This is a genomic window from Accumulibacter sp., from assembly GCF_029255285.1.
Classification (GTDB): Bacteria; Pseudomonadota; Gammaproteobacteria; order Burkholderiales; family Rhodocyclaceae; genus Accumulibacter.
In genome coordinates, this window is record NZ_JAPUVI010000105.1 from 76,069 (window position 1) to 100,064 (window position 23,996).

Sequence of the window (23,996 nt, forward strand, 5' to 3'; positions counted from 1 at the left end):
TACTCCTTGCGCTCGATCGCGAGGGTCGTCGTGGCGACCGCCAGCGGGCGACCGTCGGCCAGGTCAAGCGACGTTTTGAGAAACTCGCTCGAGGGTCAGCGACAGGCGTACCGGCGATGACGCTTCGCGCTCGCTTTGCCGCCGAAATTGCCCGCCGCCGGTGGAAAGCGGTATAGTCGCCAAGCCATGCCGACACCCATTTCAAAGCCCGCCGCGGTCGTCCTCCTGTCCGGCGGGCTCGACTCGGCCACCACGCTGGCGATCGCTCGCGCCGACGGTTTCGCCTGTTACTGCCTGTCGCTCGACTATGGCCAGCGTCATCATGCCGAGCTGCAGGCTGCCGAGCGCGTCGCCGGCTCGCTCGGCGCGTGCGAGCATCGCGTTCTGCACCTGGGGCACGACGTTTTCGGCGCTTCGGCGCTGACCGACGAGCGCATCGCCGTTCCAGTCGGCGGCGTGCAGCCGGGGATTCCGGTGACCTACGTGCCGGCACGCAATACCGTGATGCTCTCGCTGGCGCTTGCCTGGGCCGAAGTGCTGGCCAGCCGGGACATCTTCGTCGGCGTCAACGCGGTCGATTACTCGGGTTATCCCGATTGCCGGCCAGAGTACATCGCTGCCTTCGAGACGATGGCCAACTTGGCGACCCGCGCCGCGGTCGAGGGAGCGCGGATGATGATCCATGCGCCGCTGATCGCGCTCGGCAAAGCGGAGATCATCCGCCGCGGCCTGGCGCTCGGGGTCGATTACGCGCTCACCGTGTCGTGCTATCAAGCGACTCCGGACGGCCGCGCCTGTGGTGTCTGCGATTCGTGTCGCCTGCGGCGCGCCGGCTTCGCTGCCGCGGCTTGCCCCGACCCGACGCCTTATGCCCTGTGAAGCCGCAGCCACCCGGAAACCGGCCAATGGCGGCGGCGCTGGCATCCCCTTGTGGCAGCCGGAGCGTCCGAATCTCGCACGCCGGCAGCCCTCGACGTTTCGCCGGAGCATTGGTGGCCGTAGCCTCCAGTTCGGTGGGCGAGCCTGAAGGTGCGGCCGCGAGAGGAAGGGTGTGACGCGGTTTTGCAGGAGGGGTTAGCGAAGTCTGACGGTTGGCGCGGGTCGTCAGAGTCCTGAAACGCCGCTGCACAAGGTTTCCTCCTTCGAGCTCGTTCCCCTCGTTCAGGTTCACAACACGCTGGACAAGGCTTGGTTTGGTCCGGTTGATCCGCATAGGCTATAATTGCGCCCCGCTGGGCCCTTTTGCCTCCGTAGCATGAAGGTCGTGCAGATGATTTGTAATCATCTGGTGTTGGTTCGATTCCGACCGGAGGCACCATAAAAATAACAAGTTACGGGGGTTCCTGCGCGAGCTCTCTCGGTTTCTGGCGATCCGGTAGGCAGATTCGGGCAATCCAGATCAATGCCGCCGACGCTCCACGTCATCACCAGCATGGCCTCCAGGTGCATCAGCTTGACTTCCAACAGTTTCTCACCGTCGAGTGGCCCAACCAGGTGCGAGCGGCGCGGCGCACAACGCGCAGGCAGGATCTCGAAAACCGCGAGCGCTTGCGCCAGTTGGCGGCATGAAGTGAAGGAGTGAAGGTCGAGGACCGGCAACACGAGCTTCCGACGTTCCATGGCGAGCGCGCGGGACGACGTTGCTCGCGTTGTCCGGCTGGCCCGCCAGGTCGCCGGAGCGGAGCGACCGGCCCAGCCGTCTTCGCCACCGCGGCGCCGTCTGGCTCGTAACGCCGGAAGCTGAGCGTCAATGCGACTCTCCCTGGTTGCCGAGGCCACGCCTCCCGGACCAGGACGTGCGCTGGCCTGGGCCGTCGCCGCGTCGCTGCTGCTGCACGCGCTGGCGCTGTTCTTTCCGCAGCAGGAACCTAGTAGGCCCCGAACGAGCGCAAACTCACGCTTCACGGCCCGCCTGTCGACGCCGCCGGCGGAATCCCCCCCACCGCCGGCACCCGCCTCGGTCGCTCCGACGCCGAAGACAGCCGCCAGGCCGGCAGTCAAACCTGCCCGTAACGAAACACCGCGCCGCCGAGTACTCACTGTGCCGAAGTCTGCCGCGCCGGCGGCCGCCGACACGCCGCGCTGGTCGGCCACCGAGAAGCAGGAAATGAACCGCTTCCTCGACGAACTGGCGAACGAAGCGAAGGCCGCGCCCAGACCTTCGCTGGCCCAGCGCTCGCTGGCGATGGCCAGGGAAACGGCCCGCCATCAGGCACGCCAGGACGAAGAAGGCCGCGCCCTCCTCGAACGGCGGCCGCACACGCCGCCGCCCGAACCCTTCAGCCTCGACCTCTACGTGGACGGAGTCGTCAAGCGGCTCAACCGCAGCGCCGCATTCGTGCGCCACGACCCGAGAAGCCGCGGTGTGAAGAACGCGGCGGTACAGTTCCGCATCCACCCCGACGGCAGCCTGAAGTCCTTTACGGTGCTCAACGCGGGCGACCAGGAGCAGAAAATCGCTTTCATCCGCTCGGTCGTCGAGCGCGCCATCCCCTTCGCACGATTCCCGCCGGACCTCGACCGCGCAGCGCGCTCGCTGGGCGTCACGATCTGCATCCAGCCGAGCGGCGGTGGCGGTTTCGGATTTACCCGGGTGGCCGATGGCCGCCCCTGCTGATCGCCGTGGTTTCACCGATCAGCGCGGCCGCAGGTCGTTTACGCCGGCTCGCCCCGGCCGCCGGCAGCGAAGCGAAAAACGGCCTGCCGCAAGCGTCGCAGCGCTTCGTCGAGCACGGCGTCGCCGGTCGCGAAATTGAGCCGCACGAATCCGGGAGCGCCGAAGTCGGCCCCGTCCGACAGGCCGACTCCCTGCTGCTCGAACCACCGCGCGGGATCGCCGACCACGGCTGCCAGGCGGCGGGCGTCGATCCACGTCAGGTAGGTCGCCTGGGGATGAGTATGTGGCAAGCGCATCGCCTCGAGCGCTGCCGAAACCAGGTCGCGGTTGCGCCGCAGCCTGACGAGCAGCGCCTGCCGCCACGGCTCACCGTCGCGCAGCGCCGCCCGCAATGCCGTATAGCCGAAACAACAGGGGTCCGGCACCAGGCGCTGCCTGGCAGCGCGAAAGCGTTTGCGCAGCCCGGCGTCCGGTATGATCGCCCAGGCGATTCCGAGGCCGGCCAGGTTGAAGACCTTTCCCGGTCCGTGCAACGTGATGCTGCGTGCCAGAAGCGCCGGCGAGCGTTCGCCGAGGAGGCGTGCGAACGGCAGATGCGGCGTCGTGCCGTCGAGAATCAGGTCGCAATGGACCTCGTCCGAACAGACGTACAGATCGTGCCGAACACAAAAATCGGCCAGCGCATCGAGTTCGTCACGCGAGAACAGGCTGCCCACCGGATTGTGCGGGTGACACAGCAGCAACAGCCGTGTGTCGGGTTGCCGGGTCGCTTCCAGGCGGGCAAAGTCGACGCTGTAACGCAGCTCGCCACGGAGTGCCGCGCTTTCATCGAGCGCCAGCGGGACGGCCAGCGTGCGCCGCCCCTGCGTCGGCGCGGCGCTCAGAAAAGGCGGGTAAACCGGCGAAAAACTCAAGGCCGACTCACCCTCGCCGCAGCAGGTGCGGACCGCGAGATTGATTCCGAGCACCAGCCCCGGCAGCCAGACGATCCACTCGGCTTCGATCGGCCAGCCATAGCGTTGCGCATGGTAGGCGACCAGTTCGCCGGCCAGCTCACGCGGCGCCGACATGTAGCCGAAATTGCCGTGCTCCACCTGTGCCGCCAGCGCCCGCTGAATCGGTGGCGCAACCGGATAGTCCATGTCGGCGATCCAGAGCGGGATGACATCGCGGCCGCGGTATCTTTCCCATTTGGTCGCCGACCAAGCCAGGCGGTCGTCCGGGCAAGCGAAGGCGGCCGAGAAATCCGGTTTCCCGGTGTTCATCGCCATGTTCCCGCTATGCTCGACGGTCTTGGCCAGCACCGCCGGAAAGGCCCGCCGACACCGCCTGGCACGGCCACCCCGGTCGCTTCCCCGGGGTGGCCTATTGGCACAGCCCGAGCAGCCGTTCCTGCTGCGAACACGCTTTGGCCGACGGCGTCGCCTGCGGTCGCGCCCGCGCCTCGTCACCGAGGCAGGAACGCAGCTCACGCGCCGACGCCGCGTAGTAGCTCCAGCCGCGGCCAAGCTCGGGCAGCGCCAGCTCGACCTCGCGCCACTTCGGGTGCCCCTTCTCGCGCAGCGTCGAAAAGTTCCCGCACAGCGACCGCGTGAAGCGGCGCAAGTGCTCCTCGGTGCCCTTCACGCGAAAATCGTAAGTCACCAGGAAAGCCTTGACCGCCAACCCCGGCAGATCGGCCGACAACAGGTTCGGGTAGTTGCTGGCGCGTACGGTGGCCGGAAAGTAGGTTTTGAGGACCGCCTTGCTGGTCGCGTGGCTGCCGTCGAACTTGAGCAGCTTGATACGCTGGCGCGCCTCGGGCTTCATGTCGGCAAGCAGCTTGGCCGGTTGGCCGGCGACCACCGCGACGACTTCGATCGTCTTGTCGGTGACCAGCTTGACCAGCGCCTCCTCGTTCGACAGGAAGCTCGTGCTTGCCTCGGGCAGGGCCTCGCCGAACATCAGACGGTACAGCGTCGCCGTGGTCAGCGCCGTGCCGCTGCCCAGTTCGCCCGCATTGATCCTGGCGTTGCGGATTTCGTGCACATAGTTGCGCTCCGAATCGGCCCTGACGATGAAGTAGATCTCCTCGTTGTAAAGCGGCAGGATGACGCGCAGTGGCCGGATCATCGCGCCGGCCTCGGCGTTGCCACTGGCCGCCATGTCGAGGAAGGACTGATAGACGTCCGACTGGACGAGGGCGAGCTTTACCCCCGGCTCGTAGCGCAAGCGCCGGACGTTATCGACCGATCCCGCCGACGACAGCACCTCGAGCCCGATGTCCGCCGGCGGCGCGACAAACTGCGCCAGATCACGCCCGATCTTGATGTAGGTGCCGCGCTCGGAAGCGGTCACGATCTTGTAGTCCGGCGCCGCGAGAAGCACCGCGGCATGGCCCAGCGCGCCGGCCAGCAACAGCGCGCACCAGATCATCTTCTTCATTTAGGGTCTCCCCTGATTTGTATTCACGTTGCAAAGACCCAACGCGGCAACGGCGTCCGGACACTCCCCGAGCCGCGGCGGCTCAGGGCGGGGCTTCGTCGCGACGTCGGCCGCCGGCCTGGGACGCGCCGGCTTCGCCGTGCCGGCCGCCGGTGGCACCGGCGGCAGATCCCGGTCAGCACCAGCGACGCTCGCCACGGCCGGCCGGCCGGAAGCTGGAAACGCCGCGTCCGGCGGGGTCTCCGGTTTCGTTGCCGCGCCGCCGACGACGGGCGATCCGGTAACACCGGCGGGCGTTTCGGCGCGCTGCGGCGACGCTTGCCAGTCGTGATACACCGCCCCGACCATCAGCAGCAGCATCAGCGCCGCCAAAGCAAGCCAGCGCGCCGGGCTTGACCGGACGGCGCTCGGCTCCCGATCGACAGCCAGTCTCTCGTCGACCGACGCCGGCTCGGCGGGCGGCGGTCGATCGGCCAATCCTGGCCTCGTCGCGTTTTCGCCACCCGCCTGGCCGGCGGGCTGCCACCCTTCGTGCAGTAGCGCGAGCGCCTGCGCCACCGACTCGGGTACCGGCACTCGCCCCCGGTCGGCTCCGGAACGGTCGAAGGATCCATCCGAATACGGCGCGTCTAACGTTGCCAGTACCGCATCAATCTCGTCGGCCACCGACTCGGCCGATAGCTCGCTCGTCACGTACGGCGGGAACTCGGCTCCGCACTTGTGACAGCTTGCCGCGCTGCGCTTGTCGATCGCACCGCACTGCTCGCAGGGCTGCAAGTGCAGCGGCGAACCGCACTCGTTACAGAAGCTGGCCTCCGCCGGATTGGTGTGCTTGCAGAAAAGACACGGGAGAAAGCGCATTGGCGAAATCATCGGTTGGCGGAGCCGAGTATATGTGGCTCCGTCAACCGGAGTCAATCGGCGGCCCTAATCCGTTCAGCGCGCGGAATCACCGATTGACAGCCTCTTGACACGGCGCTTAGGCTATCTGAATGCGTTACTCGCCGGGCAAGCGGCCTGGGCCGATCGGCCAATCCCTACACTGACAAAGCACCATGCGCGCCCTAGTCGTCGAAGACGATCCCATGATCGGCCGAAGCGTTCAGCAGGGGCTACGCCAGGACGGCTACGCCGTGGACTGGCTGCGCGACGGCCAGGCGGCCGAATCGACGCTGGCGACGACGCCCTACGACATTCTGTTGCTCGACGCCCGGCGGCAACCACTGATGCTCAAACACAACGGCGCCGGCTACCAGGTCGAAGTGACCGATGGGGGCTAAAGTCAAATCTGGTGTATGACCCTCGTCGGCTGGCAGGGGGTTGAAGAGGCGGCGTGCCTGTTCTGACAATGGTTTGTCGAGAACGATTTTCAGCAACGAGCGAGGGCACGCCACGATGAAGGATACGAAGAAGGAAAACACCGAGCAATCGGAAATGGGACTGTTGCTGGAGGCTCTGATCCGGCGCGGAGCAAGAGAGCTGATCCAGAAAGCGATCGAGGTCGAAGTGCAGGAACTGTTGGCCGAATATGGGAAGGTGAGGACGTTGCACGGGCAGCGGGCGGTGGTGCGCAATGGCTACCTGCCGGCCCGTGAGGTGCTCACGTCGGTTGGCCATGTCGAGGTCAAGGTACCGAAGGTGCGTGACCGCTTGGGCGCGGGCGTGAAGTTCAACTCGGCGTTGGTGCCGCCGTTCGTGCGCCGCTCGGCGCGGATGTCGGCGGCGCTGCCGTGGCTGTATCTGAAAGGCATTTCGACCGGCGACATGCGTGAAGCCCTGACGGTGCTCGTTGGCGACCAGGCCAAGGGCTTGAGCCCGAACGTCGTTTCGCGCCTCAAAGCAGAGTGGGCGGCCGAGTACGCCGACTGGATGAAGCGTGATTTGTCGTCGTCCCGCGACGTCTATTGGTGGGCGGACGGAATCCACACCGGGTTGCGCCAGGAAGACGATGCGAAGGCATGTCTGCTGGTGATCATCGGCGTCACGCCTGACGGCCGCAAGGAACTGGTGACGATCGGCGACGGCCTGCGCGAATCGAAGGAGTCGTGGCTCGATGTGCTGCGCGACCTGGTCGGCCAGGGCCTGACGACTGGCCCGCGCCTTGCGGCCGGCGACGGCGCGCTCGGTTTCTGGGCGGCGCTCGACGAAGTCTTTCCCGAAACGCGCCGCCAGCGCTGCTGGGTGCACAAGACGGCCAACGTGCTCAACGCCCTGCCCAAGTCGCTGCACGCCAAGGCCAAGGCCGGGCGGCACGAGATCTGGATGGCGCCGACCCGTGCGCAGGCGGTGGTCGCGTTCGAGCAATTCCTGAAGACCTACCGCGCGAAATATCCGAAGGCGACGGACAAACTCACGCGCGATCGCGACGCGCTGCTCGCGTTCTACGACTTCCCGGCCGAGCACTGGATACACCTGCGAAAGACGAACCCGATCGAATCGACGTTTGCCACCGTGCGCCACCGGACGACGCGCACGAAGAACTGCGTCTCGCGCAGCACTTTCCTGGGCTTGGCGTTCAAGCTCGTCCAGGAAGCCGAGAAATCCTGGCGCCGCATTCGCCGTGTCGAGCGCATCGATGAATTACTCGCCGGAACAGTCTTCAAGGACGGCGTTCCGGCGCTCCAAGATGACAAGGAACAGCAGCGACTCGCCGCCTGATTCAACTCATGCTTACAGAATCGCATACACCAGATTTGACTTTAGCCCCCGGGCCGACCGATGGCCCGGTGGTCAACCACCACAAACCGTCGGTGGACGTTCTGTTGCGCTCGGTGGCGCTGTTGGCCGGTGCCAACGCCCTCGGCATCATCATGACCGGCATGGGCGACGACGGCGCGCGCGGCGTCAAGGAGATGCGCGACATGGGCGCCCGGACGATTGCCCAAGACGAAGCGAGCTGCATCGTTTTTCGGCATGCCGAAGGAAGCGATCAAGCGCGGCGCCGCCGAGCAGACGATGGCACTCGAGCGGATTCCCGCCGCCGTCGCGGCCTTCTGCCGCAGCGGTAAACCGGTCGCCTGAAGTCGCGCCGGCCACCGCCCGCCCACCCCCGCGGCGAGCGCGGAAAACCTCCGCTTGGCTCGGCTCGCCGCTTCCCTCGCCGCGCACCATCGCGTATGCTGCACGGATGGGCATTCGTGGAGTCATCGCGGCATCGGACCCGCATACGGCAATCGCGGGCGCGCAGATCCTGCGCCACGGCGGCAACGCCGTCGACGCGATCGTCGTCGCCGAACTGCCGCTCACCCCGCTTGCCGGCAGGGGCGGCGGCGTCATGCTGCCTGAAGATTGATCGGCAAGACGTAGGGCCGTTCCCATTTTGTCGACCATGGTAGTATGCTGTGGAAGGTCAAGAGGAGAGAGATCTATCGGCGAACTCGGCAAAGGCCAAGCGGGGAGCCGACGTTCGGCGGTGCTTGATGTCGTATCGCCGCCCGAGCCCATTCTTTTCTTTTAACTCAAGGCGCAGGGGGTTCACTGCAGCTTCTCCCTCGGCTTTCGTCGCGGAGTGTCCGATGGCCAAGAAAGAACCGCTGTACATCAGCTATGCGGATCCCGACCGCGCCTTCGTTCGGCGCTTGGCATCTCACCTCGAGCAATCAGGGATACCGGTTTCCTTCGACGAGCTATTGACGCCTGGCGACTCCTGGGCGGCGACGCTGCGCGAAGCGATCGAGTCGGCGCCGATGTTTCTTGCCGTGTTGTCACCCGGCTACCTGAATTCCCGCTGGGCCAAGGAGGAGCTCAAAGTTGCGCGGCAGCAGGAAGTCGAAGGGCGAACTCGGGTGATCCTGCTGATGAGTCAGAACTGCGACCTGCCGGGTGCCTTGGCCCGCGAAACCTACGTAGACTTCACTCAGGACTATCACTCAGGACTGCAGCAACTCGGCACCCAGTTGGCTTGCCTGCCCGGTTCTCTGGAAGACAGCCGACAAGCTCTCGCGCTCGAAACACGTAAGGTGACGGTGGCGGATGGACAATCGACTCTCGACGACCACGAGAACCTAAGCTTCTTCGAACGGATCCCGCCAAGGCAGCAATCATCGCAGCCCCCCCTTCGAGCGACTGGCGACACGCCCAAAACGTGTTTTGTCGTGATGCCGTTTGACGATGCCGATCTCGATGTGGTGTACGAGGACTTCATTCGTCCGACCCTGGCCGAGCAGTGCGGGCTGGCCTGCCGACGGGGCGACAAAGTTTTCGGTTCAAACGTCATCATGCAAGATATCCTGAACCAGATTGGCGAGTCCGACTTCATTCTCGCGGATTTGACCGGCTGCAATCCCAATGTGCTGTATGAGGTGGGCATCTGCGACACACTTAACAAACCCGTTCTCCTGCTCACCCAATCGAAGGACAGCATTCCTTTTGACCTCCGTCACCGTCGGGTGCTTATCTACGACTACTCGCCGCGCGGCTGCAAGGCACTCGAACGAAGCTTGCCGGCTAACGTCGCTGCGGTGCTGGGAAGTCCGCGATGAATTCCAGGTCGCCGCCTCGGGCGGAACTGTCGCCCAGCACATGGGTGGGAAGCGACGACGTCGTCAGATGGCTCGAAATCGCGCTCATGCAGGACCTCGACAAGCTGCTCGACGCCATCATTGTCGAGGTTCCCAAGACGGTCGGCGCGCGCGACTGTTCGGTTTACCTGCTGCCTCAGTTTGTCCAGCAGTTCAACGGGAAGCTGACGACTGGCGCGAACGAGTTGATCCCTTATACCGAGGTGGAAAAGAACTTCATCGTCAGCGCCCGTTCGACACAGGAAAACCCGAAGCGAACCTACGGGCAGGCCTACTACTGTGCGGGGGAAGGGTTGACCGGATGGGTGTTCGAACAGCGCCGCCCTCTGCTGCTGCGCAATATGTGGGACGAAAACGAACGGAGACAACTCGTCCCGCCCGCTTACCACAGCGACAAATACGGCCTGGGCAAGGAACTTGGGCGGGATCACGCCCAACCCTTCCTGGCCATGCCGCTGACCACCGCCGCTGCGGAGTCGCTGGGCGTCCTCAAACTGACCGGCACTCTCGACTCGGCGCCCTTCCCTCCGGCAGTGCAGGACTTTCTGCAGCCTGTCGTGCGTGCTTTGGCGGATTTGATCCAACGCACAGCGAACCTCGAGCGTACGAAAGGCTTGAAGAAGCTGATGGCTAGCCTAGCCGCGAGATCGTCTTTGCGCGAGGTATTGGATACGGCAGCCAAGGAATTGCCGGATCTGGTCGACGGCTCCGACGCCGCGGTTTTCTTGCTCGACGAGAAAACCGGATACTACGTACTCCGAGCGACGACGAGCGACGTGTTGAAAGACAAAGTCGACAAGGCCTATTACCAGCCCGGCGAAGGACTGACAGGTTGGGTCGCCAGTCAGAAGCGGCCGCTACGGGTAAAGAACCTGACCGATCCGGCCGAACTGAAGGCTATTGACCCGAAGCTGAAATGGCTGGACAAGGACCAGGAGTACGGGCGCCGCCCGACGCGCCAGTACCTCGCGGCCCCATTGTTGTCTACGAAGGAGAGCGAGCCTGCCCTTGGCGTGATCCGCTTCCCGGTCCACCGTTACAACCAGAGCTTCACCAGCGACGACGAGCAACTGCTCGTCGAGTTCGCTTCCAGCTTTGTTCAGATCCTCGAGACCGTCCGAGTCAGAGAGCTCTCCGCGCAGATCTCGGCCATCAAGGACTTGTTCCTGGCGTCGACCTTGAACCGGGAGCGTTTGTTGGAGGAGGCGACCCGAAGTACGGACCGTGTGCTTGGCGGCGACGGCTGCTCCCTCTTTCTCAGGGACGAGCGATCTGGACTCTATGAGCTGAGAGCGACCAGTGCACCGAGTCTTGCCAGGGAGATCGGGCGCTTGGCCTACGCCGAGGGCGAAGGCAAGACCGGGCGTGTCATCAAGGAACGGCGATCGCTACGCCTCAACCCGGTCGAAGAGCCTGAGATTTCGGTCAAGGACTCCGTGGAAGCGGACATCCAACACGGCGCCAAGTTTCTGGCGGCACCGCTCCTTGCCGACAGCGGCGAACCGATAGGCGTCATTCGTCTTACTCGTCAGCGGAACAAGCCGGACTTCGTACAGGTGGACGAAAACCTGCTTAGTTCCATCGCTTCCATGCTGAGCCTTTCCTTGCAGACCCTCGCCGCGCACGAAGCAAACCAGGAAATCGTCAGAGCGCTGCTGAGCATCGCCGAAACCAACGTCCGTCTGGTTCGTGACCAGCACCGCCTGCCGCTCAACGACCGACGCGAGCAGTCGAGGTGGCTTGCCCTGACCACCGTCACCAGCCATGACGGTCTTCGCTTCAACCGGGCGGCGCTGTTCACCTGCGACCCCAAGCAACGGACGGTTTCCGGTATCTGTGCCGTCGGGCCGAAGACGCGCGAGGACGCGCATACGCTCTGGAACCATGCCAAACAGATGTCTTTCGACGACCTCCTGGAACTCAATATCAAGGAGAGTAGCAAGCAAGGCTTCCATGAAACCATCACCGATCAGTGCTTGACCTTGGGTAGCGAAGAAGATCCGGGCACGACCCTCCCTTGGGCCACTTGTGCCGAGCCGGCGGCGGTCTACCGCGTGCAAGGCGGCAAGGCCGAGATAATGACCTCAGCCGGTTTCCTCCCGTCTCCCTGTTCGATTCCGCAATGCTTCCTTGATCTGGTCGACTGCGACTGCTTCGCGCTGATCCCGTTTTCCGGACTCGATACCCTGCCAAGCGTCCTCTACGTCGACAACCGCTTCAATCAGAGGGCAATATCGATCGACCAACTAAGGCCGTTGACCGTGTTTGCCGACTTCTTCGGAACCAGCATGAGTCTGGCGGAGGCTCAGGATCGGCTCCTTCTGCGCTCCGAGCGCTTGGCGACCCTCGGCGAGTTCGCCACGTCCTTCAGCCACCAAGCGCGCCAGCCGTTGCAGATCATCAGTAACGCGGTAAGGCTTCTGGAAGATGAGTCGGATGTCCGGGAGTCGGCTTCGCTTCGACAACGCTTGATTGAATTGCGTGAAGGCCTCGGCCGGCTGGAAGTCGCGCTGAGATACCTCAACGGCTTTGCGCGACAGGACTGCCTTCCGGAGGGCGAGCTGATAGACATTGGGCAGACAATCCGAGGTGCGACGGATTTTGTCGCTGCGCAATTGAGGAATCACGGCATTTCCTTGTCCATCGACATCGCCCCGGACCTGCCGAGGATCCCGGTGAATCCGGCAGATCTCCAGGACATCCTGCTCAACCTCATCGCGAACGCGCGAGACGCCATGGAGGACGGGGGTGAGCTGAGTTTGCGGGCGTCCATGCGATCGGATTGGGTCGTCGTGGAGGTCAGCGATACCGGTAGGGGAATTCCCGAAAAGGACCGCGAAGCCATTTTCGAACCGCTGTTCACCACCAAACCGACCGAGAAGGGCATGGGCATGGGTCTGGCGCTATCGCGAAGGCTCGCCGAGCGCATCGGGGGTTCCCTCAAACTGGCTTCGCCATCCGGGCAGCGCAGCGGAGAAAGCTTCGTGCTCAGCCTTCCTATTAAAGGTCAGACGCGATGAGCCAAGTATTGATAGTCGACGACGAAGCCACCATTCGCAACCAGTTCCGCGACTTTCTTGCCAAGTGGAACGTCGAGGTGCTGGTTGCCAGTGGCCTGCAGGAAGCCGAGCAAATGATCGCTGGCCACGATGTCGGCGTGATCGTCCAAGACCTTATTTTGGATGCACCCATAACCCAAGTGTACGAGTTTATAGGGAAGCACTGCGGGCCGGACGTCGGGCGCGAAGCCATCGTCATTACCGGTCACCTCGACAAGGCAGATTTCCGACGAGTGGCAGACACAGGTGCCTATTGCTTCTTCGAGAAAAACGTGAGCCTGGACGAACTGCTGATCGCCACATGGGCCGCGCAGGAACGAGCCGATCGGATGGCACGTGTAAACGGCCGACGTGGTAGAGCGGCGTTATCCGCTTGTTGACACACACGCCCGTTTCGCACCGCCCAGGTTCGTCAATGTCGAGGCAGGCGACCTTCGCCGGTTGCCCGGATTCGCGACGTGTTGGCAACAAATAGATCTGTCCGGTGTTGTAGCACATGAATTCTCCGCTTTGACCGGGGCGGGGAAAGCGGTGGAGGGCGTAGCCCGGATTGCTCCGCGCCGGGTGGCCGCGGCGGACCTACGCAGCCACCTTCAGATTCAGAGGCATGATGTTGCCGGCCTGGTCATAGTCGACCAACTTGCGTGGGCCTTGCAAGATCGCCAGCGTGCGGTCCGTACGGCGCCGCACCGTCACCTTGGCCTTGACGTAGTGGCAGCGATGGCGGTCGGCGGGGATCTGTAACTTCATCCCCTCGAAGCTGACGAAGCTGTCGTTGCCGACGGTGTGCTCGAACCGCTCGCGCACGATGTCGTCGAGCGCACCGCCGATCCAGCCGACGAAGGCACTGCCTCCTGCCATCGCTGGTGGCATGAACTCGACGTTAAAGGCTAGCCGATAGACTTCGGTCAAGTAGCGGTTGGCGCCCGCCATGTCGGTGACCCCGGCCAGCGCCAGTTCCCGCGGCAGGCGATCCTGATGGGTGCGAAACAGGCGCTCGGAACGCCCACGCGCTTCCGGCAAGCAGGCGGCGATCATCTCGATTCCAAGGCGCTTCATGGCTTGCCCGAATTGCGTCAGGTGTTGCTTGTCCACCTTGCCCCCGCCTTCCGGCGTCTGCCAGTAGTGGCTCCCACGGCCAGAGTAGAAACTCGAGAAGAGTCCCCGCGATTCAATGACTTCCCATACGCCCGGCAGGCGCAACCGGCTGTTCACCCAGGTGTAGCTCCGCGTTCCCTCATCCTTCCGATACCAGGCATAGAAGCTCCAGCCCACGTACTTCCTGCGGCCGCTCGCCGTCAGCGCCATCACTTCGTCCACCGGCGCCTTGCGCTGCGATACCTGCTTCAGCCGCCGATCAATCAACCCCTCCATCCCGCCCTCTTCATAACGCGACAAATACCGTCCGAATGTCCGCTCGCGTTCCCCCAGCAGACTCGCCACCTCCACCTGCGTCAGCCGACCCACTTCCCATCCTCGATACGGTTCTTCAAACCGCATCTTCCTGATCTCCTGCCGCAATTCCGTCCGCTTCATCTGATTCCTCCTGCAGACCAAGACAAACCGGACAGATTACTTGTTTCCTACACGCGCGGAATCACCGATTGACAGCCGCTTGACACCGCGCTTAGGCTATCTGGATGCGTTACTCGCTGGGCAAGCGGTCTGGGCCGATCGGCCAATCCCTACACTGACAAAGCACCATGCGCGTCCTAGTCGTCGAAGACGATCCCATGATCGGCCGAAGCGTTCAGCAGGGGCTGCGCCAGGACGGCTACGCCGTGGACTGGCTGCGCGACGGCCAGGCGGCCGAATCGACGCTGGCGACGACGCCCTACGACATTCTGTTGCTCGACCTCGGCCTGCCGGGAAAATCCGGGTTCGACGTGCTCGCCGGCTTGCGGCGTTCGGGCAACAGCGTTCCGGTGCTCGTGATCACCGCCCGCGACGCCGTCGCTGATCGCGTCAGGGGGCTGGACGGCGGCGCCGATGACTACATCGTCAAGCCGTTCGACCTCGACGAACTTGCCGCGCGCATGCGCGCCGTGCTGCGCCGGCGCGCCGGCCGGGCGGAGCCGACGATAGAGCATGGCGACCTGCGCATGAATCCGCTGCGCCACGAACTGACACGGAACGGTCAGCCGGTGGCTCTCTCGGCGCGTGAGTTTGCGTTGCTGCAGGCCTTGCTCGAGCAGCCCGGCGTACCGCTTTCCCGGGCCAGGCTCGAGGAAAGGCTTTACGGCTGGGGCGAGGAAGTGGAAAGCAATGCCGTCGAAGTGCACATCCATGCTCTGCGGCGCAAACTCGGCGCCGAACGGATCAAGAACATCCGCGGTGTCGGTTACCTGGTACCGCGTATCCGATGACGTCGATCCGACGCCAACTGCTGTTGGCTCTGTTGTCGGCCATGACGCTGACCACGCTGCTCGGTGCGCTCGCCACCTACCGGACGGCGCGCGACGAAGCCAATGCGATGTTCGATTATCAGTTGCGACAACTGGCGCTGTCGTTTCGCGATCCGGCCGTGCAGAGCGGGCACTCGCGACAGTTCGAGATCGACGACGACGCGCCGGACGTCTCGATCCAGATCTGGCAAGCGGACGGAACCCGCATCTACCTCTCGCATCCGCGCCAGGATCTACCGCCCCAGGTGCCGCTCGGCTTCGCGACGATAGACACCGGCCGCGGCCGCTGGCGAGTCTTCGGCTTGCAGCAGGCGGGGCAGACGATACAGGTGGCGCAAGCCCTGAACGTCCGCGATCAGTTGGCGCTGGCCGCCGCACTGCGAACCGTCGCGCCTTTCCTGCTCATGCTTCCGATGCTCGGTGTGCTGATCTGGGTGCTCGTCGGGCGCGGTCTGCGACCCCTGGCCGCCGTGGCACGTGCGGTGACGACTCGCACGGCGGTGGCGCTCGATCCACTGCCGACCAGCGGAGCGCCGGTCGAAGTGCAAGGGCTGCTGCAAGCGCTGAACGATCTCCTGGCCCGTTTGCAGCGCGCACTCGAGACGCAGCGTGAGTTCATCGCCGACGCCGCGCACGAGTTGCGCACGCCGCTCGCCGCCCTGAGCCTGCAGCTCCAGCTGGCCGAACGGGCGAGCGACGCCGTGGCGCGCGCCGACGCTTTTGCCGAGCTTAGACGCGGAATCGAGCGCGCCACGCATTCCGTGCAGCAGCTCCTGACCCTGGCGCGCCAGGAACCGCGCGCTGGCGAGCGACCGCTGACGCCGGTGCCGCTTGCCGACCTGGTAGCCACTGTCGTCGCCGACCAGTTGCCGCTCGCCGAAGCCCGACAAATCGACCTCGGCGTACGCCCCACCGAGCGTTCCGGCGTCGTCACTGGAGAAGCCGATGCGCTGCTGATCCTGGTCAGCAACCTGGTTGACAACGCGATTCGCTATACGCCACCCGGTGGCACGGTCGATGTCGCCGCCGGCGAAGACGACAGCGGACCCTTCGTCGAGGTCTGCGACTCGGGGCCCGGCATTCCTCCCGAGGAGCGCGAACGCGTCTTCGACCGCTTCTATCGCCGAGCGCAGACCGACGAACCCGGCAGCGGGCTCGGCCTCGCGATCGTACAGACGATCGCCGGGCGGCACCGGGCACAAGTCCTTCTCGGCGACGCCAAGCTCGGCGGCGTGCGCGCTCGCGTCCAATTTTCCCGCCCACCGTCGCCTTAAGTCGGATTTAAGTCGGGCTCGTCTATCGTGCGGCCATGGGAAGCGGAGCGCTTCCGGTCTACGAGGATATAGGAGGCAAACATGCCCGACACCACCTTCAAACGCAGTCTGCTCGCCATTACTCTGATTGCCGCGCTGGGCGCGGGCTACGCGACACTCGGTGGCCACGCCGTGGGTACCGCCGACGCGCTTCCCGCCGTCCCCTCTGCGGCCGGCGCCCCGGCAGCCAGGCCGGCGCCGCGTCTGCCCGATTTCAGCGCGATCGTCGACGACAGCGGCCCGGCAATCGTGAACATCAGTTCCAGCGGCCGCGCGAAAAAGGCAACGACAATCGACCCCAACGACCCGCTGTTCGAGTTCTTCCGCCGCTTCGGCGTACCCTCGCCACACGGCGGGGCTCCGTCCCGCGGCATGGGGTCGGGTTTCATCGTCAGCCAGGAGGGACTGATTCTGACCAACGCGCATGTCGTCGACGGAGCCGACGACGTTACCGTCAAGCTGACCGACAAGCGCGAATTCAAAGCCCGAATCGTCGGTCTCGACAAGTTGACCGATGTCGCCCTCCTGCGCATCGACGCTACCAAGCTGCCGGTCGTTCGTCTGGGCGATCCGTCGCGAATCCGCGTCGGCGAATGGGTGGTCGCCATCGGTTCGCCGTTCGGGTTCGAGAACAGTGTGACGGCCGGCATCGTTTCGGCCAAATCACGCTCGCTGCCAAGCGACAGCCATGTGCCTTTCATTCAGACCGACGTCGCGGTCAATCCAGGCAACTCGGGGGGGCCCTTGCTCAACCTCGACGGCGAAGTGATCGGCATCAACTCCCAGATCTACAGCCGCAGCGGGGGTTATCAGGGCCTGTCGTTTGCCATCCCGATCGACGTCGCGTTGAACGTCAAGGAGCAGTTGCTGCAGCACGGCAAGGTCAGTCACGGCCGCCTGGGGGTGACGATTCAGGAGGTTTCGCAATCCTTGGCCGAATCTTTCGGCCTCAAGAGCTCGACCGGCGCGCTGATCAGCGCCGTCGAGCAAGGCAGCCCCGCTGCCGCCGCCGGTCTGCAAGCGGGCGACATCATTCTCAGGTTCAACGACATCGAGGTCGCCCGCTCGGCAGACCTGCCACCGATGGTCAGCGCGCTCAAACCGGGAACCCGGGTCTCGCTGCAGATCTGGCGCAAGGGAGCAAGCCGGGATTTGACGCTTTCGGTAGGCGAAACCCCGGTGGAACGACGCGCCTCGATATCCGGTGGCGAAGCGGAGAAGTCCCGGCTCGGTCTGGATCTGCGCCCGCTGTCGCCGCAGGAACGTCGCGCAACCGACGCTTCCGACGGCCTGCTGGTCGAGCAGGCGAGCGGTCCGGCAGCGCGGGCCGGTATCCGCCGCGGCGATGTCATCGTTTCCTTGAACGGTCACCCGGTGCGTGATGTCGCGCAATTGCAGACACTGCTCGACAAGGCGGGCAAACGCGTCGCGTTGCTGGTCGAGCGCGAAAAAGCAAGAATTTTCGTGCCGGTGGAACTTGGTTGATCGCTCGCTGCCGAAATTCCGTCATGCTGACGGCGGAAGCGGTAGCGGTTGTCGGAAGTGGTGGTGCACTATGGAGCCTGGTTCATGATTGATGCGCTTTTCGACCTTCTCGGCAGCTTCTATCAGAACGGCGATTTCGTGCAGGCGGAGTGGATCGCTCGCAGCATCCTGCAGGCGATCCCGGACGACATCGTGTCACTGCAGTTTCTCGGCCTGGTGTACTACCGCACCAAGCGCCATGAGCAGGCGCTGAAGGTGTTCGCGGCGGCCGGCGACGCGCAGGCGGGCGTCAGCGGAGCGGCGCCACTCGACGACGGCTTGCAGGCCTCCGCACAGTGTCTGCGCGCGGCCCGCAGCCGCGGTTCGACGCTGGCCGGCGCCTGGTACGACCTCGGCCGCCTGCTGCTTCGCCTCGGCCACGACCAGCAGGCGCTGAACGCACTGCAGGCGGCCATCGCAGCGCGACCCGATTTTGCCAAGGCCCGGCGCGCCGTCTCCCGCCTGGCGCGGCCGCCCGGTCGAAACGCCGCCTCCCGTGAGTGACAACCGGCCGGTCACGCCGCTGCCGGACGGCCAGCCCCCACTCCCCGAGAGAGTCGTTCGCCGCGGTGCGCTGCGCAACGGCGCGTCGGACTCCCCGTTGCGACCGAAGATTTCCGCCGACGTGGTGCTCGCCGCCGAGCGTCTGCCGGCGATGGGCAGCAGCCAACGGATCATTGCGATAGGCGCATCCACGGGCGGCACTCAGGCGCTCGAAGCGGTGCTGACCCGACTGCCCACTACCTGCCTCGGCATCGTCATCGTCCAGCACATGCCACAGCGCTTTACCGCTTTGCTCGCCAAGCGCCTCGACGAGCTGTGCGCAATCGAAATCCGCGAGGCGCGGGACGGCGATCGCGTCACGCCGGGGCGGGCACTGATTGCCCCCGGCGGCAAACACATGATTCTCAGGCGCAACGGCGCCGGCTACCAGGTCGACGTGGCCGACGGTCCGCTGGTCAACCACCACAAGCCGTCGGTGGACGTTCTGTTCCGCTCCGTGGCGCTATCGGCCGGTGCCAACGCTCTCGGCATCATCATGACCGGCATGGGCGACGATGGCGCGCGCGGCCTCAAGGAGATGCGCGACACGGGCGCCCGGACGATTGCCCAAGACGAAGCGAGCTGCATCGTTTTCGGCATGCCGAAGGAGGCGATCAAGCGCGGCGCTGCCGAACAGACGATGGCGCTCGAGCGGATTCCCGCCGCCGTCGCGGCCTTCTGCCGCAGCGGTAAACCGGTCGCCTGAAGTCGCGCCGGCCACCGCCCGCCCACCCCGCGGCGAGCGCGGACCCCCCCCGCGTGGCTCGCCTGGCCGCTTCCCTCGCCGCGCACCATCGCGTATGCTGCACGGATGGGCATTCGTGGAGTCATCGCGGCGTCGGACCCGCATACGGCAATCGCGGGCGCGCAAATTCTGCGCCGCGGCGGCAACGCCGTCGACGCGATCGTCGCCGCCAAACTCGCGGCCACCGTCACCGAGCTGCCACTCACCTCGCTTGCCGGCGGGGGGGCCTGCCTGTGGGGTAACGCCGAGGATGGTTACGAGGTGCTCGACTTCTTTGCCGCCGCGCCGGGCCTTGGTCTGGCCGCGCTGCCGGTACTCGACTTCGCGCCGGTGGCCGTCGATTTCGGCCAGACGACGCAGATTTTCCATGTCGGCAAGGGGGCGGCGGCCGTCCCTGGGGAACTCGTCGGCCTGCTCGACCTGCACCGCCGCGCCGGTAGCCTGCCGCTGCGCGAGATCGTCGCTCCGGCGGCGAAGTGGGCGCGCGACGGCTTCGTGGTCAGCGCCCAGATCGCGAAGATCGCCGCCGTGATTACGCCGATCGTCGGCCGAACGCCTGCCGTGGCACGCCTGTTTTTCCCCGGCGAGCACATGCTGCAAGCTGGCGATCGCCTGGCCAACCCCGAACTCGGCGACTTTCTGCATGCGCTCGGCGAGGGCAGCCCCGACACGCTGGTCGCGCAATACTGGTCTTCGCTGGTAACGCACTTCGGCCCGTCACAAGGCGCTCTGATCACGGCGCAGGATGTGGCCGCCTACGAGCCGGTGGCACGCGAACCGCTGCGCGTTCCTTTCGGCCGGCACGTCGTGCTGACCAACCCGCCACCCTCGGCCGGCGGCGGGCTGATCGGCGCCGGGCTGCGCATCGCCGAACTCCTTGGCCTCGGCCAGGAAACGTTTCTCGGGCGCCAGCACCTGGTCGCGCTAACGACGCTGATGGCCAGCGTGTCGGATCTCCGGCAGTCGGGCTACGACGATCAACTGCGCAGCGATCCCGGGTGGATCCACGACCTGGTGGCTGGCGCGGGTATTCCGGCCTGGGTCGAGCGAGCGCGAGCACAGACTCGGCGGCGGGAGAATCCGCTCGGCGCGACAACGCACGTTTCGGTGATCGATGCCCAGGGCATGGCGGCGGCGATGACGACCAGCAACGGCGAGGGCTGTGGAGAAGCCTTGCCGGGACTGGGAATCCACGTCAACAATTTCCTCGGCGAGGACGACATCAACCCCGGTGGCTTCCATCGACTGGCGCCCGGGAGCCGGATGAGCACCATGATGTCGCCGACCATCGTCGTTGCCGGCGACAGACCCTGCCTGGCGCTCGGCAGCGGAGGCTCGAACCGGATTCGCAGCGCCATTCTGCAGGCCTTGCTCAACCTGCTGGTCTATCACCGGTCGCTCGATGAAGCGGTAAATGCCGCGCGTCTACATGTCGAAGGCGAGAAACTCTGGTTCGAGAATTGTGGTCTTGCCGCTGACGCCGCCGACGCGTTGCAAGCCGCCTGGCCGGGAGCGACGTGTTTTGACTCGCCCAACCTGTTCTTCGGCGGCGTCAACTGCGTCGCCAGCCTCGACGACCGGCTCTGCGGCGCCGGCGATCGTCGACGTGGCGGCGTCGTCATGCTGGCTGAAGATTGATCGGCAAGACGCAGGGCCGTTCCCGCAGGGCCACAATATCGATGCCAAAGTCGTGGCACGCCTGTAATAATCGATTACGCGCAATGAGTTACGAAGGAGCCGTACACCGCCCTCTGATTTGTGGTTTTCTGTCTCTCTTGGGGTCGCCGCCTACCCCTCGCAACGTCACCGATCAGGGCGCGCACCGCCTCTTTGCCTTCATCGAGTCGGGATGCAGTTGCAAGTGCACACCGCTCCCCACGGTATGGGCTTCGGAGTGCATGGTTCAACCCAGGACTTTCCGTCAGCACCCACGCCAGGAGAATCCGACGAGGTTCCGGTGCCTTGGTGGGGATCGAAGAGGCACCCGAGCAGAACAGCGCTCGGCAGGCTCCACAACGCGATCTGTTTGTCGCGACCAGCCGAGGCGAGCATCGTGCCGTCAGCACTGACCGCCACCGCGTAGATCATCTCCGTGTGGTGGGTCAGTGTGCGTAGCAACTTGCCATCGCGCACGCTCCATACCTTGACGCTCGTATCCCAGCTTCCGGAAACGAGGGTTTTCCCATCGGGAGAGATCGCCAGCGTGGACACCAACTCCGTGTGGCCGGCCAATGAGTTGAGCAACTTGCCATCGCGCAGGTTCCATAAGCGAATCACCTTGTCGCCCCCGCCGGACGCCAGCAGCTTCCCATCAGCGCTTAGTGCGAGCGTCCTCTCGGAATCGGCAAAACCTTGGAGTGTTCGCAGCAGGGTGCCGTCGGCCTGGCGCCAGATCTTGATGGTCCGATCATCGCCGGCAGAAACCAGCACCTTGCCGTCCGGACTGCACGCCAGGGACCAGGTCGTATTCGTCGCTCCCGACGACAGAGTCTGCCTGATCGAGTCGTTCGACACGCTCCATAGCTTGATTTCGTCATAGTACCCAGCGGAAGACAGCCGTCCTCCCTCCGGGCTGAAGACGAGCGCATTGACCGTATCCGCGTGAGCGTTTTCGATGCGCTTGAGTAGTTTTCCCGCTCGCAGATCCCACAGCAGAAGTCCTTTATCGTAACCTGCGGAAGCCAGCATGTGGCCATCCGGGCCAAAGGCCAGCGCGCGCGCGCCGCCTCGATGTTCGTTCAAGGTGTACAGCAGATCCCCCTTCGGCACCTGCCAGACCTTTACCGTCCAGTCGTTGCTGGCGGAGGCAAGCATCTTGCCTCCAGGGTCGAAGGCCAAAGCATGGATGTAATCCTTATGCGCGGGTTTGCCCGAACACGGAGCGTTCAGCGCCGCTTCGCTTTTCGGCACGATGGCGGTCGCTCCCAGGACACCCAACGTAATCGCGCCAGCACCGAAGAAACCTCGCCGATTCATCCGGGTGTTCAGCCTGAGCTGGGCAACCGGCACGATGACTGCCTTGTGGCTCGGGCTCGTAGCCGGCAGACGAGCAAGCGCGAACTCGGGTGCCTTCGTCGTCATCGCGCGACCTCCGGTCGACGCTTGGCCACTTGGTAGGCATCGACAGCGTATCGGACAAACCACGGTCGTGCCCGCGCATCGGCGAGCAGCACGTTGACGCGCCGCCACAACCGGGCTGACAGATTGCCTCGCTGTCCGCACAAGGCGATCATTTGCGCCGCCATGATCGCGACCACCTCATCCTCATCGTCGAGCCGCGCAATGCATGGGCCCGATGTGGGCCATTGACCGCGCTCTGGCTGAACACCGCAGGCGATGGAGCGCTTCAATTGACGGATTCTGTTCGCAAGCGTCGAGTCAGCTTGCCGTATTGCCCAATCGAGATAGCCGAATTGCCCTGCGCCCATGGCCAGCAATAGCTGCTCCGCCATGCCGCGCACGAATGGATCAGGATGAAGCAAGCGGTGCGCTTGGCAAACCGGAATCAAATTGCAGGTACACACCTTGTTGCATGTGCAGATCGTACCGCCGCTCCGCAGAGGCGTGTTGACGACAGGCGTGGTCCGTGGCCTGCTGACGGAACCGGGAACACAGTGGCAGGTGCACGTAGCGCCGGCAGGAATCGCGCTGCCACAGGGCAGGGTATAAGTGATCATGCGTCCCGATTCGTGGCGCAGTTGATACGTCATTCCGCTAACCTGCGCATCGCTGATCGCGAGATCAACCAGACACTGGAGCTTTTCGCCGTCCGGAAGCCGCCAGAGAAGAATCGCCCCATCCGCGCCGCCGGATGCCAGCAGGCGGCCATCCCGGCTGATTGCCAGCGCGCGCACGATACTTTTGCCATGAGCTGCAATTCTCTTCACCAGCTTTCCGCCCGGAAGTTGCCAGAGCTGGATCAAGCCGTCACCGCTGCCAGCAACAAGTGTTTTCCCGTCCTCGCTGATCGCCAGCGACCAGATCCCCGCCTCGCCCGCCAAGGTCTGCGCCAATTCCCCATCCGGCAAACGCCAAAGTGTGATCGCCTTGCCGCCAGCCGCGAGCAGTTTGCCATCCGGGCTGATGGCCAACGACTGTTCGTTCGGTCCGCCGCCGTTCGCCGCTGCCGGCAGCTCTTTCCACAACTCACCTTCGGGAAGTCGCCAGAGCAGGGTCTTTTGCCGGTTGCGCGAGACCAGCAGACTGCCATCCGGCGTGATCAAAAGGATATTCGCTCCGCCTGGATGAGTACGCAGTATCTTGCGCAGACTGCCTTGTGGCAGATTCCACAGCTTGATCGTCTCATCCGGGCCAGCGGACACCAGAGTGCCGCCGTCCAGACTCATCGCCACTGCCTGCATCGGGATTTTCGTGATTGGCGACGAGGATCGTTCCGGCAGGTTCCATAGGTTGATTCCTTTGCTGCTGCCGACGGTCAGGGTGCTGCCGTCGGCGGCGATGGCCAGCGACGTATTCTGGCCCGCGTCGGCAATCAAAGTATCGAAGTGCGCCCCAAGCGGCAGCGACCACAGCTTCACCGAATCCGAGTTAAAGCCGCCCGCCGAAATGAGCGTACGGCCGTCAGGAGTGATCGCCAACGCGCCGACGCTCCCGCCGTGCGTGCTGCCTCGGCAACCCGCTTGCACGCTCAACGCGCCGCATCCGCTGGCCAAGATTCCCGCCAGCGTGCTCGCGGTGAGACCGGCACCCAGGAAACCTCGACGGTTCATGGTGGTATCGAGTTTGAGCTGGGCGATCGGCACAACCATCGCCGCCTGTTGTGCTTCGCATTCCGGCAATCGCGCCAGGTCAAAGCGCGGCGGTAGGGTTTTCATGGGCTATCTCC

Annotated in this window: 18 protein-coding genes, 1 tRNA gene and 3 pseudogenes; 16 read left to right on the top strand and 6 right to left on the bottom strand. The window is 64.6% G+C overall.

Annotated elements, in window-relative coordinates; all coding sequences use genetic code 11:
- Nucleotides 1-186 precede the first annotated feature (186 nt).
- The 3 genes from queC to Q1M07_RS15595 all read left to right on the top strand — a co-directional run bounded on the left by queC (nt 187) and on the right by Q1M07_RS15595 (nt 2,617).
- Nucleotides 187-879 carry a 7-cyano-7-deazaguanine synthase QueC gene (gene queC, locus Q1M07_RS15585; protein WP_300455013.1) on the top strand — a complete coding sequence of 231 codons (693 nt, stop codon included), beginning with the start codon at nt 187-189 and terminating at the stop codon, nt 877-879.
- 365 nt (nt 880-1,244) lie between these two features.
- Nucleotides 1,245-1,318 (top strand) — tRNA-Thr (locus tag Q1M07_RS15590).
- Nucleotides 1,319-1,750: 432 nt separating this feature from the next.
- The gene (locus Q1M07_RS15595) at nt 1,751-2,617 is read left to right on the top strand and encodes a hypothetical protein (RefSeq protein WP_300455016.1); all 867 of its coding nucleotides are present in this window, start codon (nt 1,751-1,753) and stop codon (nt 2,615-2,617) included.
- A gap of 38 nt (nt 2,618-2,655) precedes the next feature.
- Here the strand turns inward: Q1M07_RS15595 and Q1M07_RS15600 are convergent, their stop codons facing one another.
- The 3 genes from Q1M07_RS15600 to Q1M07_RS15610 form a co-directional block, all read right to left on the bottom strand.
- Entirely contained in the window at nt 2,656-3,882 is a 1,227-nt protein-coding gene (locus Q1M07_RS15600; RefSeq protein WP_300455019.1) for a PatB family C-S lyase, read from the bottom strand.
- A gap of 100 nt (nt 3,883-3,982) precedes the next feature.
- On the bottom strand, nt 3,983-5,041 hold the full coding sequence (locus tag Q1M07_RS15605) for a TAXI family TRAP transporter solute-binding subunit (protein WP_300455021.1): 1,059 nt from the start codon (nt 5,039-5,041) through the stop codon (nt 3,983-3,985).
- Nucleotides 5,042-5,902 carry a zinc ribbon domain-containing protein gene (locus Q1M07_RS15610; protein WP_300455024.1) on the bottom strand — a complete coding sequence of 287 codons (861 nt, stop codon included), beginning with the start codon at nt 5,900-5,902 and terminating at the stop codon, nt 5,042-5,044.
- A gap of 194 nt (nt 5,903-6,096) precedes the next feature.
- On the opposite strand from Q1M07_RS15610, the pseudogene Q1M07_RS15615 reads away from it, so the two are divergent.
- From Q1M07_RS15615 to Q1M07_RS15645, 7 genes and pseudogenes are all read left to right on the top strand, one after another.
- Nucleotides 6,097-6,249: pseudogene (locus Q1M07_RS15615) on the top strand (response regulator); the annotation flags it as partial.
- A 187-nt stretch (nt 6,250-6,436) separates the two neighbouring features.
- Nucleotides 6,437-7,699, top strand: a complete 1,263-nt coding sequence (locus tag Q1M07_RS15620) for an IS256 family transposase (RefSeq protein WP_300455027.1) — start codon at nt 6,437-6,439, stop codon at nt 7,697-7,699.
- Between the two features lie 59 nt (nt 7,700-7,758).
- Nucleotides 7,759-8,062 (top strand): annotated as a pseudogene (locus Q1M07_RS15625) (CheB methylesterase domain-containing protein); the annotation flags it as partial.
- 106 nt (nt 8,063-8,168) lie between these two features.
- Nucleotides 8,169-8,333, top strand: coding sequence for a hypothetical protein (locus Q1M07_RS15630; protein WP_300455030.1), 165 nt, complete (start codon nt 8,169-8,171; stop codon nt 8,331-8,333).
- A 127-nt stretch (nt 8,334-8,460) separates the two neighbouring features.
- Complete coding sequence (locus tag Q1M07_RS15635) at nt 8,461-9,522, top strand: toll/interleukin-1 receptor domain-containing protein (protein WP_300455033.1); 1,062 nt, start codon at nt 8,461-8,463, stop codon at nt 9,520-9,522.
- Entirely contained in the window at nt 9,519-12,581 is a 3,063-nt protein-coding gene (locus Q1M07_RS15640; RefSeq protein ID WP_300455035.1) for a GAF domain-containing protein, read from the top strand. Before Q1M07_RS15635 ends, Q1M07_RS15640 begins: the two co-directional genes overlap by 4 nt.
- Entirely contained in the window at nt 12,578-13,000 is a 423-nt protein-coding gene (locus Q1M07_RS15645) for a response regulator (RefSeq protein WP_300455038.1), read from the top strand. The genes Q1M07_RS15640 and Q1M07_RS15645 overlap by 4 nt, the downstream gene beginning before the upstream one ends.
- A 199-nt stretch (nt 13,001-13,199) precedes the next feature.
- On the opposite strand, the gene Q1M07_RS15650 is transcribed toward Q1M07_RS15645, so the two are convergent.
- On the bottom strand, nt 13,200-14,141 hold the full coding sequence (locus Q1M07_RS15650) for a transposase (protein WP_300455041.1): 942 nt from the start codon (nt 14,139-14,141) through the stop codon (nt 13,200-13,202).
- A 182-nt stretch (nt 14,142-14,323) separates the two neighbouring features.
- Here Q1M07_RS15650 and Q1M07_RS15655 point away from each other — a divergent pair, with 182 nt between their 5' ends.
- The 6 genes and pseudogenes from Q1M07_RS15655 (at nt 14,324) to Q1M07_RS15680 (ending at nt 20,788) form a co-directional block, all read left to right on the top strand.
- On the top strand, nt 14,324-14,986 hold the full coding sequence (locus Q1M07_RS15655; protein ID WP_300455044.1) for a response regulator transcription factor: 663 nt from the start codon (nt 14,324-14,326) through the stop codon (nt 14,984-14,986).
- Complete coding sequence (locus tag Q1M07_RS15660; protein WP_300455047.1) at nt 14,983-16,299, top strand: ATP-binding protein; 1,317 nt, start codon at nt 14,983-14,985, stop codon at nt 16,297-16,299. The genes Q1M07_RS15655 and Q1M07_RS15660 overlap by 4 nt, the downstream gene beginning before the upstream one ends.
- Before the next feature lie 81 nt (nt 16,300-16,380).
- The gene (locus Q1M07_RS15665; protein WP_300455050.1) at nt 16,381-17,823 is read left to right on the top strand and encodes a DegQ family serine endoprotease; all 1,443 of its coding nucleotides are present in this window, start codon (nt 16,381-16,383) and stop codon (nt 17,821-17,823) included.
- A gap of 84 nt (nt 17,824-17,907) precedes the next feature.
- Nucleotides 17,908-18,366 carry a tetratricopeptide repeat protein gene (locus Q1M07_RS15670; RefSeq protein ID WP_300455053.1) on the top strand — a complete coding sequence of 153 codons (459 nt, stop codon included), beginning with the start codon at nt 17,908-17,910 and terminating at the stop codon, nt 18,364-18,366.
- A 91-nt stretch (nt 18,367-18,457) separates the two neighbouring features.
- A pseudogene (locus Q1M07_RS15675) lies at nt 18,458-19,111 on the top strand (chemotaxis protein CheB); the annotation flags it as partial.
- Nucleotides 19,112-19,216: 105 nt separating this feature from the next.
- Nucleotides 19,217-20,788: a gamma-glutamyltransferase gene (locus Q1M07_RS15680; protein WP_300455056.1), complete on the top strand. Its 1,572-nt coding sequence runs from the start codon at nt 19,217-19,219 to the stop codon at nt 20,786-20,788.
- A gap of 198 nt (nt 20,789-20,986) precedes the next feature.
- On the opposite strand, the gene Q1M07_RS15685 is transcribed toward Q1M07_RS15680, so the two are convergent.
- Together Q1M07_RS15685 and Q1M07_RS15690 are read right to left on the bottom strand one after the other, a co-directional pair.
- On the bottom strand, nt 20,987-22,231 hold the full coding sequence (locus tag Q1M07_RS15685) for a WD40 repeat domain-containing protein (protein WP_300455059.1): 1,245 nt from the start codon (nt 22,229-22,231) through the stop codon (nt 20,987-20,989).
- Complete coding sequence (locus tag Q1M07_RS15690; protein WP_300455061.1) at nt 22,228-23,985, bottom strand: WD40 repeat domain-containing protein; 1,758 nt, start codon at nt 23,983-23,985, stop codon at nt 22,228-22,230. The genes Q1M07_RS15685 and Q1M07_RS15690 overlap by 4 nt, the downstream gene beginning before the upstream one ends.
- Between the last annotated feature and the right edge of the window lie 11 nt (nt 23,986-23,996).